We start from the raw sequence: 10,858 nt of genomic DNA, 5'->3' as shown, positions 1-10,858 counted from the left end.
AATAGGCATGACTGAACATCATTCAAAATACCTGACCCAAGGTTTATTTTTATTGATTCTCACCTTGATCCTTGCTGGATTCCAAGGCAATGTAAAGTTGGGCAATAAGGTTTTGATCGAAAGTCTGGAGACGGATTCTTTGCGCTATGACATGTTTCTATTGGAAGATGACAATGGTCAACCAGAGGGCTACATGGCTGAAATCTTCACACCAGTTTGTCATACCAACGAATGCTACCCGGTTTATGTGAATTTTTATTGGGACCTGCTAGGCAATTATCAAAAGTATGATGTTCCAGAGGGTGAATTACTGACCAAATTGGATCATGTTCCTTTTGATGTTGCTGATCATGACAAATTACAGGAAATCCTTAGCAATGAGAGGTCCCTACTAAAAGACTATAAAATTGAGGAGCTCGTAGGCGGCACCCAGACAGCAGCAACCAATGGGGTGGATGCGGTGACGGGTGCGACACTTAAAACCATTAAAAATGAAGTGATTTATGGTGCGGTATACTCTTGTTATACCTTGTGGCATTTGGCTCATGGGGACATGGCAGCTATTGCTAAGGCTTATACCACCGAAAACTATTCTGGGGAACAGTTGCTTAAATTTCTGGAAAGTGGCCATTACCCTTATCAGTATTGGGCCATTGAAAAGGTGTTGGCTAAAGGCTTAGAGAAAGACGATAAAATAGCCGCTGCAATGTTGAAAATCTTGCAAAGTGATAATATTTTCTTAGCTACTCATTTGATAAAAGTCTTGCCAATTGAAGTTTTTTCTTCAAGTGAAAGACAGCTACAGCTATGGGAGACGTTTGAAAATAGTCAATACCGCTTGCAAATGGATCTTTTAGACAAACTGAATGCATTGACTTTGTTCCCTGAAATTCATTCTAAATTGTTAAATGGGTTGAATGAAGCCAATCCAGCACAGCAAAAGAAAATGTTAGCTGTGCTCCAAAACCAGTCAAACCTTAACAAAGCCGAACAATTCCTGGCCCTAAAATACCTAAATGAAGGTAAGTGGGAATCGGAAATGGAGGCCCTTCTGAAAAGTCAGAAAAAATTAGATAAAAAGTTAAAAACAATTGAACACTCAAAATAAATAAACCTGAAATGAAACGTATACTATGGATCTTTGCCCTGCTGCTGGGCTTTACCCAAATGAACCCGTCACAAGCCCAGAACAGGGTTTTGGTGGAAGCAGAATCGTTTGAAAATACTGGAGGCTGGGTAATCGACCAACAATCCTTCGATGTATTGTACAGCTCTTACTTGATGGCCCATGGAATGGGACGTGTGGTGGAAGATGCCAGCACGAAAGTGAACTTCCAAAAGGGTGGCACCTACCATATGTGGGTAAGGACAAAAGATTGGGCACCTTATCCAATAGGTCCTGGGGCTTTTAAACTGGATATTAATAACAAGGAAATCGACCAGGTTTTTGGCCAAAGTGGAATTGTGGATTGGGACTGGTATTATGCAGGTGCAGTCGAAATGAAGCAGGGGGAGAATTCCCTTACCGCAAAGGATCTTTCCGGTTTCAACGGAAGATTTGATGCCATTTATTTTTCTACGTCTAAGGCTGATAAGCCAACCAATGACAACAAAAAGCTTTTGACGCTTCGCAAGGAACTGTTGGGCTTAACAGATGGACCTGAAGAGATTGGTAAATTTGACTTGGTAGTTGTAGGTGGTGGTATTGCAGGAACGACAGCTGCCATATCAGCCGCTAGAATGGGATTAAAGGTAGCATTGATACAAAACAGGCCCGTATTGGGAGGAAACAATAGTTCTGAAATTAGGGTGCACCTTATGGGGAGAGTGGATGTCAATCACTACCCAAAACTAGGACGAATTGTTAGGGAATTGGACAATGGCGATCCGGGTAACGGAAATCCTGATGAAAAAAGATATGGAGATGACAGAAAGCTAGAAATAGTAAGAGCAGAACCTAATATCTCACTTCACCTCAATACGCATGTATATGAAGTGGAAATGGATGGGAATAGCATCAAAGCGGTAATAGGGCGTGACATAGCGACCAACCAGGAATACCGATTTGAGAGCACCTATTTTTCTGATTGTACTGGTGACGGTACATTGGGATATCTTGCAGGAGCCGAATACCGAATGGGACGGGAAAGTAAGGAAGAAACAGGAGAATCTCTGGCAGCTGATACCGCAGATGACTTTACTTTAGGAACCTCTAATCTATGGGCCTCTTTAGAAAAAGAATACGCTTCTGATTTCCCAGAAACACCTTGGGCATTGCAGTTTTCAGATGAGTACCACATAGATGACCACAAGGCGGATTGGCAGTGGGAGACAGGGTTTGGTAACTTCAACACGATCTATGAAGCGGAACAAATCAGGGATCACAACCTTCGTGCAATTTTTGGTAACTGGTCCTATCTGAAAAAAGAGAAAGCCGAGAAGTACAAAAACAATGAATTGGCTTGGGTATCTTATATTGGAGGAAAAAGAGAGTCAAGAAGACTTATGGGAGACCATGTTTTGACTCAAATGGACATACAAGATGGGGTGATGTACCCTGATGGAAGTGTCACAGCCACTTGGACCATTGACCTTCATTTTCCAGATGCCAAGAACTCCAAATACTTCGAAGGGGAAGAATTCTTTGCTGCCACCAAACACATTAGGGTAAAGCCTTATACCATTCCTTACCGTGCTTTATATTCCAGAAACATCGATAATTTATACATGGCGGGAAGAAACATAAGTACCACTCACGTAGCTTTTGGTAGCACTCGTGTGATGCGTACTTGTGGCATGATGGGAGAGGCTGTGGGCTATGCAGCCTATGTGGCCAATAGGAACGGTGCCAGCCCTAGAGAGGTTTACACCCGTCATTTGGATGAATTTATGGGCATTATAGAATCACCTTTGAACATTTACAACTACCCGACATTACCAAATAAATAGAGGTAACCTCAAAAATGAATTATTTTAAAATACCAATCCTTTTATCGCTGCTGCTGTTGCTGGGAGCATTTGAGGTTTCCGCTGATAACCGTCCTCCAAACTTTGTGTTTATCCTGACGGATGATATTTCTGCAGAGGACCTTAGCATTTATGGAAATCAATTAATTGATACTCCGAACCTACAAAGGCTGGCGATGATGGGGTTGGTATTTGACAATGCCTATTTGACCACAAGTTCCTGCTCACCTAGCAGGATTTCCATGATTACTGGACGGTATCCACACAATACCGGAGCACCTGAGATTCATGTTGAACTGCCAACCAGTCAAAAAACCTTTGTACATGAATTAAACAAGGCCGGATACCACACGGTTTTATCTGGTAAAAACCACATGGCCCCTCCGAATCAATTGGGGTTTTTAGAACATTCAGACAGTAAGCCGGCAGGCAGTGAAAATTGGCTGTCTCATTTGCAAAACAGACCCAAAAACCAACCTTTTTTTTTCTGGTTGGCCTCTCATGATGCCCACAGGGACTGGCAGGTCAATGATAAGGCGCGTACTTATCTTCCCGCTCAGGTAGAAGTACAACCCTATTTGTACGACGGGCCACTTACCCGTGAAGACCTCACAGGATATTATCATGAAATCAGCCGATTAGATCATTATGTGGGTGTGATTTTGAATGAGCTGGAAAAGCAAGATATTCTCGACAATACCTATTTGATTTTTCTTTCTGACAATGGCAGACCTTTTCCCCGAAGTAAAACCTACTTGTATAAGAATGGAATTCAAACACCTTTGGTAATTGTCGGACCAAAAGTTAATAAGGGAAGAACCAATGCGCTTGTAAGTGCTATAGATGTATCTGCTACAATTCTTGAACTTGCGGGATTAAGCATTCCTGAAACCATTCAGGGAGTAAGTTTCTCCAAAGTTCTTCAAGACCATGAGGTCATTACCCGTGAAGTAGCATTTGCTGAACGAAACTGGCACAGGTACAGCATGCATGAAAGGATGGTACGGTTGGGAGATTGGATTTACATAAGAAACAATTGGCCCAACAAGAGGAATCTTTCTGGCGAATCCGATCCTCATGGCTTTCCTGCTGCTAAAGAATTGTGGCAAAAGCACGAAGAGGGCCAATTAACACCTGCTCAATCATTAATCACATTCTTGCCCCAGCCCGCAGAAGAACTCTACAATACTAAAAATGACCCACATAATCTTAAGAATGTGCTGTATGTACCTGAAAATAAGGAGGTATTGAGCGAAATGAGGATTTTGCTTACAACCTGGACCAACCAAACAGGGGATAACATTCCCAATAATCCAACCCCACATAAAGCCACCATGGACGGAAAGTTATTAAAATGGGCGCGAGGGGAAATGCCCGGAGATGCCACAAACGCTTCTCAGATCAATCACCCAGGACCCATTTTAATGAACTGAGAACACAGTTTAAAGTATTAAAAATTCGCTTATCTTTAAGCTTCTACAGTTTATCTTTAGCCTTTTTAAAATTGTTATGCATCAACTAGATTACCTAACCATTTTTGTTTTTACGCTAATTATTCTTAGTGCTGGATTGTCTTTTGGAAAACAAGGAGGGGATATGAAATCCTTTTTTGCTGCAGGAGGAGCAGTTCCCTGGTCCATCAGTGGATTATCCCTTTTTATGAGCTTTTTCTCTGCAGGCACCTTTGTGGTTTGGGGCTCCATTGCTTACGAGTGGGGATGGGTAGCCATAACCATTCAAATGGCCATGTGTATCAGTGGCTTTCTCATTGGTAAATACCTTGCCCCAAAGTGGAAAGAAACCCGATCAATAACTGTTGCCGCCTACTTGACCAATAGGTTTGGGAAAAATATTCAACAGTATTATACCTTTATTTTTCTAGTGCTTTCGCTGGGATATACAGGGGCATTTCTTTATCCTGTAGCTAAGATCCTGAATGTGGTAACAGGCTTTGATATATACTATGCCATTTTGCTTTTAGGAGGCATGATCATGGTCTATACAGCAGTTGGAGGGCTTTGGGCAGTTATAGTTACAGATGTGCTTCAATTTGTGATCCTGACAGCAGCGGTTTTAATCGTTTTGCCGCTTTCATTGGAAAAGGTGGGTGGAATTAATCAATTCATAGCTGAAGCGCCAGATACCTTTTTCAACATCTTTAATGGAGAATACACCTTCTGGTTTATCCTTGCCTTTGTCGGTTACAATACCATTTTTATTGGTGGAAACTGGGCCTATGTTCAACGTTATACTTCAGTAAAAGATACTAAATCAGCCAAAAAAGTGGGGTATTTATTTGGGGTTTTATATCTGATAAGTCCTCTGATATGGATGTTGCCTCCTATGATCTACCGAGTGCTGGACCCAAGTTTGGTAGGTTTAGAAACCGAAGGTGCCTACCTGAGGATGTGTATGAGCGTACTCCCAGTTGGCATGCTTGGGCTTATGCTAGGAGGAATGATTTTTGCTACGGCCAGTTCTGTGAATACATCCTTAAACCTGGCAGCAGCCGTTTTGACAAATGATGTATACCAACCACTAAATCCAAAAGCAAGTCCACAAACGCTAATGAAAGTGGCCAGAGTTGCTACCCTACTTTTTGGCTTGGGTACTATAGGCGTTGCATTTATGGTGCCCTTGGCAGGTGGAATTGTAGAAGTGGTTTTAAGTATAGGGGCGGTAACGGGAGGTGCCTTGTATGCACCGGCTATCTGGGGGCTGTTTTCAAAAAGGCAGACGGGTAATTCCATTCTAGTAGTTACAAGTGTAAGTCTGGTGATCAACGTGTTTTTAAATTCGTGTCCCCAACCTTATTGTCCTTTTCACTCGGACGAAGCAGTGAAATGATTGTTGGCGTCTTTTTACCGATAGTTCTATTAGCTATTTATGAGTTTTATGCCAAATATAAAAACATTGAAAGCGCCCAATACCATCGATATGCGCTTAGAGCCCAGCCTACCCAAAAGGAATTGACTGAAAGTTTAAATTCCGGTCAGGATCAAAATACCTACGGTTATAAGGTAATGGGTTGGGCATTTATAAGTATTGCTTTATTATTTTTTGCCCTTGGTTTCTGGGGTGGAGGAGGAGGAATTTACCTCTTCACAATGGGGTTTTTGATCCTTGCTTTGGGAACCTATGCGGTGCGGTATGCAAGTAACAAAGCTAAAGCTCAGGTATTAAAATAAAACGTGTATTCAGTATATCTTAATGATTAAAGAAAATTTTACTAAGGAAAAGCGGTCTTTAAAAACCGAATCAATTACTTCAGATCTGGTAATTGTGGGTGGAGGACTTGCAGGAACTTGTTGCGCTATAACGGCAGCAAGAGAGGGCCTCAATGTAGTATTGGTGCAAGACAGGCCGGTTCTGGGTGGTAATGGTTCTTCAGAGATTCGGTTATGGATCCTTGGTGCAACCTCCCATATGGGAAACAATAACCGCTGGGCAAGAGAGGGTGGAGTAGTGGATGAGATTTTATTGGAAAACCTCTACCGCAACCCTGAAGGCAACCCTTTGATATTGGATACCATTCTGATCGAGAAAGTAACAGAGTTGCCAAATATCCGCTTGCTTTTGAATACAGCGATGTATGATTTGGAGAAAAAAAGCCAGGATGAAATTGAACATGTGTGGGCTTTTTGCAGTCAAAACTCCACTCAATACAAGCTTGATGCTCCCTTGTTTGTAGACGGGTCAGGAGATGGCATCATGAGTTTTATGGCAGGGGCAGCTTTTAGAATGGGAGCAGAATCAGCAGATGAATTTGACGAGGCATTTGCACCGGATCATGAATATGGTGAACTGTTAGGACACAGCCTATACTTCTATAGCAAGGACACAGGCAAACCGGTTCGTTTTGTTGCTCCCAAATATGCCAATACAGAAATCGATGAATTGCCAAGGTTTAAATCCTTCAATTTGAAGGACCATGGCTGTAGACTTTGGTGGGTAGAATACGGTGGAAGGAAAGATACCATCCATGAATCAGAAACGATAAAATGGGAACTTTGGCGAGTGATATATGGCATCTGGAATCACCTGAAAAACTCGGGAGAATATCCCGAAATAGATACTCATACCCTGGAGTGGGTAGGCACAATTCCGGGCAAAAGAGAGAGCAGAAGATTTGAAGGAGACTATATTTTATCTCAAAAAGATTTGGTTGAACAACGCAGTTTTGACGATGCCATTTCCTTCGGTGGATGGGCCCTTGACCTTCATCCTGCGGATGGTGTTTATGGTGAAAAACCTGGCTGTACACAGTGGCATACCAAGGGTGTTTATCAGATTCCTTACAGGACCATGTATAGCAAAAATATTAACAATCTTTTCCTGACCGGAAGGATTATTAGTGCCAGTCATGTGGCCTTTGGATCGAGCCGTGTAATGGCCACTTGTGCCCACAATGCACAGGCTGTAGCCATGGCGGCAGTGCTCTGTAAAGAGGATCAAATTTCACCTTCAGAAATCCTAAAGGAGGGTAGGATAGAAGCTTTAAAAGATGCCTTGGTTTTACAAGGACAATACATCCCAAATCATGTGCTTCGATTGAAAGAAGATTTGGCTCAGGACGCGAAAATTTCTGCCTCTTCTACGATGCAATTGTCGGGCTTGGCCTTTGATGGTCCATGGAAATCCCTGACCTTTGCAGCTGCACAAATGTTACCCCTTGTGCCCGGTAAATTACCAGCCATGAAATTTCAGTTTAAGGCAACTGAAAACACTAAAATAGTGGCTTCATTATTGAAAAGTGAGAAAAGAGGTAATTTCAGTCCTGAGATTATATTAGTTGAAAAAGAATTCGAATTAACTTTAGGTGAACAGTATTTAACAATTGATTTACAAGTTAATATAGACGAAACAGAATATTATTTTGTAGCCTTTTCAGCCAACGAAAAGGTGTCTATCAGGAGTACTCAAACCAGGGCCACAGGACTACTGACTGTCTTCCAAAAATTCAACAAAGCCGTAGCCACCACGAGTAGACAGGAACCCCCTAAAGGCATTGGTATTGAGGCTTTTGACTTCTGGTTGCCGGAAAGAAGGCCTGAAGGACAAAACTTCGCATTCGAGCTGCTAACGGTTATTGACCCGTATTCAATAAAATTCTTAACGAATGGGGTTTTCCGACCAACAGAAGGTACAAATGCATGGGCAGCAGGCTTAAATGACACCAAACCTACCATTGAGATGGTTTGGGATAAGGTGCAGATTATTAATAGTTTAAGTATGTATTTTGATACTGATTTTGATCATGCGTTGGAGTCTACCTTGATGGGTCATCCGGAATCCGAGATTCCTTTTTGTGTAAAAGACATTCAATTGAGTGACGGTAGTGGAAAAGTCTTGGCTGAAATCCAGGACAATCACCAAACAGTAGTAACAATTAAATTCAAAACCCCGGTTCAAACGGACAAGCTGCTGCTTACTTTTAAGCAGCAAAATGTTCATGTTCCGGTGGCCTTATTTGGAATCGTATGTTTATAAAAGGGATGAAAAACAGGAGACGATTTACCCTTGGATTTTGGGTTTGTGGAATGCTAACTTTATGTGGTACCTATGCTGTGAATGCACAAAATAATTTATCCTTTTCTGCACGGGCCACCAGCAGTTCAGCATTAGAAAATAATGGTGCAAATTTGGCCATTGATAACAGTCCCGAAAGTTATTGGAGCAGTCAGTCCGAGGATGAAAATGCCTGGTTGGTTCTGCGGTTTCCGGGAGCAACAGAGGTAGTGAAAATTGAGATTAATTTTGCTCCAAAAGCCATTCCAAATGATGCCTTCCATTTGCAGTATTTACTCAATGGAAATTGGCGAACTTTTCATAAAGTCACCAACAATAAAGATCAAAAAGTGGAGGTGGAATTGAAGAAACCTCAATTGATAGATCGGGTCAGATTGTTGGCTACCGATGGTCAAATGATGCAGGTAAGTGAGGTGCTTTTATTGGGGCAAAAATATGCCGATGCAAGTGGCTTGGAAAACAAACCTGTGCTGGTCAATCAAAGCGGATACAACCTCAACCGAAGCAAACGTTTTACTGCACCTGATGTCAATGACCATACTCCTTTTGCAGTTGTAAATGTCAAAACCGGAAAGGAAGAATTCACCGGAAAGGTAATGAGAGAGAAAGGAGATTTCTCAAATTTTAACCCGCTAAGTGAAGATGAGTTTTTAATTAAAATCAAGGAACTTGAATCCTTCCCATTTAGGATTGGACCCAATTGGATAGAGCGGGTAACCTATCGGAACATGGTGGATTTTATGTTGGGGGCAAGACATTATGTAGGGACTGTGGATGATATTCGGCGTATCAGTTTTGCTTGGAGAGACGGTGATTTTTTCAACTGGTCCATGCAAAGTTTAGTGGCCATGTACCTGAGCAATCCGGAAGCCTATGAGCGGATGGAAAGAAAAGGTCGGTATGTTTCCAACGATAGTTTTCCTGACAATTACAAAGGGCTTTGGGGGAAGTTAGAACCTTTCGCAGCAGAGACACCTGACATCGTCCAGCTGATCCATTGGGATGCGGATGTAAAAATTAGCCAACAGCTGGATCATGAAATGCAAAAGGCAGAGTTGGCACATTTCTTATATGCCTGGCCTTATTTAAAGCAATGGCTGCCGCAACAAAACTTTGACATTGTTTACCAATATGTAAAAGACAATTGGGAAAAAGAGACTGTTTCTGACCATTCCCTTTCCCAGTACAATTTGAGCAAGGAGCACAATTTACTTTCCTTGAAGACCCAATTGGGAACGACCAAAGGGGAGATGCCTCCAGGGTTTTCTGTCATTCCAAATTTGATGCTGTATGAAGTCGCCCTACGGGAAGGTGATGCAACTGCTGAGAAATTCTTTTCGGCCGCTTATAGACAGTTGGATTGGATGATTAAAAATTTGGATTGGTCAGATCCCATGACCACTAAAGGGCAAAGGATGTCCGAGCACATGACCATGCGGGCCTTTGCTTATTTCTACCAGCAATTCCCAGACAGGGCACCTAAGGGTATTCCTGAAAAAGTGAAGGAATGGGCACAGCTGATGTTGGACCGTTCAGATAATCTATGGGATTTCAGAAAATACAGTGCCGAAGAATGGACGCCTCCCGGATGGAATGAAACCGGAAATATTTTAGGATTCCCTGCAGCAGTTTTTGCAGCAAATGGAATTTTGGAGGATAAGGCTTTAATCAAGGATTTGGAAATGTTGGCTTGGTCTCATTTTGAGAATGCTTTTGGACGCAATCCAACAGGTAGACAGTTTTCTTACAAAGGGCCTGAAGAAGTAGAGGGCGTAGACCTGGGCTGGTACAGCAGGCATAGAGGAGGAATAGGTTTATTGGATGAGGTCCAGTTTGTATTTGATGGCTCTCCAAAATCTTTCCACTATCCTAATTTCCCCGAAGTCGGAGACCTGGGATGGACGGAAGGTTGGGTTCAGTTCAACACTGCTTTTAATTTGAGCATGGCTTATATGGCCAATTACTATACAGCTATTGCATTGGAGAAAACGGCTGAGGGCAAATACCAGGTCGCCCTGACGGCCCCAATTAATTTCGACTATAAGACCATAGAAAAAGCCTCGCTTACGATATCCAATAAAGCAGGAGATATAATTGTAGTGGAGTTAGGAGATGAGCAAGCGCTAGCGGAAAAATTGACTGGTGAAATAGAATTTACCGGTGATGCCATCCTTTGCGAAAACCAACGATTGCCTTTTGGAAAAAATGACAGCCTTACCTTGAGTTACGGCTATGGTTTTTTTCAGCGAAGTTTGGTTATTTCTGCAGCTGATTTCAATTAAGAATAGATAAAAGAAATAAAAAGGGTAGGCACTCTTTGCCTAGTGTTCCTACCCTTTTGTTTTGTTTCCTTTCTGATTAG

Annotated in this window: 7 protein-coding genes; all 7 read left to right on the top strand. The window is 42.2% G+C overall.

Annotated elements, in window-relative coordinates; genetic code table 11:
- Positions 1 to 7 precede the first annotated feature (7 nt).
- The 7 genes from ADICYQ_RS22895 (at position 8) to ADICYQ_RS22870 (ending at position 10,778) form a co-directional block, all read left to right on the top strand.
- Entirely contained in the window at positions 8 to 1,108 is a 1,101-nt protein-coding gene (locus tag ADICYQ_RS22895) for a hypothetical protein (protein ID WP_020889245.1), read from the top strand.
- Between the two features lie 11 nt (positions 1,109 to 1,119).
- Complete coding sequence (locus tag ADICYQ_RS22890; RefSeq protein ID WP_020889244.1) at positions 1,120 to 2,949, top strand: FAD-dependent oxidoreductase; 1,830 nt, start codon at positions 1,120 to 1,122, stop codon at positions 2,947 to 2,949.
- Between the two features lie 14 nt (positions 2,950 to 2,963).
- Entirely contained in the window at positions 2,964 to 4,400 is a 1,437-nt protein-coding gene (locus tag ADICYQ_RS22885; RefSeq protein WP_020889243.1) for a sulfatase family protein, read from the top strand.
- A 76-nt stretch (positions 4,401 to 4,476) separates the two neighbouring features.
- Positions 4,477 to 5,814: a sodium:solute symporter family protein gene (locus tag ADICYQ_RS22880; RefSeq protein WP_020889242.1), complete on the top strand. Its 1,338-nt coding sequence runs from the start codon at positions 4,477 to 4,479 to the stop codon at positions 5,812 to 5,814.
- Positions 5,766 to 6,155 carry a hypothetical protein gene (locus ADICYQ_RS29120; RefSeq protein ID WP_235114870.1) on the top strand — a complete coding sequence of 130 codons (390 nt, stop codon included), beginning with the start codon at positions 5,766 to 5,768 and terminating at the stop codon, positions 6,153 to 6,155. The genes ADICYQ_RS22880 and ADICYQ_RS29120 overlap by 49 nt, the downstream gene beginning before the upstream one ends.
- Positions 6,156 to 6,177: 22 nt before the next feature.
- Positions 6,178 to 8,457, top strand: coding sequence for an FAD-dependent oxidoreductase (locus tag ADICYQ_RS22875; RefSeq protein ID WP_020889240.1), 2,280 nt, complete (start codon positions 6,178 to 6,180; stop codon positions 8,455 to 8,457).
- Between the two features lie 5 nt (positions 8,458 to 8,462).
- Positions 8,463 to 10,778, top strand: coding sequence for a discoidin domain-containing protein (locus ADICYQ_RS22870; RefSeq protein ID WP_040417899.1), 2,316 nt, complete (start codon positions 8,463 to 8,465; stop codon positions 10,776 to 10,778).
- Positions 10,779 to 10,858: the final 80 nt, after the last annotated feature.

Origin of the sequence: Cyclobacterium qasimii M12-11B (assembly GCF_000427295.1) — a bacterium.
GTDB lineage: Bacteria > Bacteroidota > Bacteroidia > Cytophagales > Cyclobacteriaceae > Cyclobacterium > Cyclobacterium qasimii.
This window is presented reverse-complemented; position numbering and strand designations above follow the sequence as displayed.

What these genes read in the sequence shown, in the direction of transcription:
- ADICYQ_RS22890 (WP_020889244.1), top strand. Translation starts at nt 1,120, where the DNA reads ATGAAACGTATACTATGGATCTTTGCCCTGCTGCTGGGCTTTACCCAA.
- ADICYQ_RS22880 (WP_020889242.1), top strand. Translation starts at nt 4,477, where the DNA reads ATGCATCAACTAGATTACCTAACCATTTTTGTTTTTACGCTAATTATT.
- ADICYQ_RS22895 (WP_020889245.1), top strand. Translation starts at nt 8, where the DNA reads ATGACTGAACATCATTCAAAATACCTGACCCAAGGTTTATTTTTATTG.
- ADICYQ_RS22870 (WP_040417899.1), top strand. Translation starts at nt 8,463, where the DNA reads ATGAAAAACAGGAGACGATTTACCCTTGGATTTTGGGTTTGTGGAATG.
- ADICYQ_RS22885 (WP_020889243.1), top strand. Translation starts at nt 2,964, where the DNA reads ATGAATTATTTTAAAATACCAATCCTTTTATCGCTGCTGCTGTTGCTG.
- ADICYQ_RS22875 (WP_020889240.1), top strand. Translation starts at nt 6,178, where the DNA reads ATGATTAAAGAAAATTTTACTAAGGAAAAGCGGTCTTTAAAAACCGAA.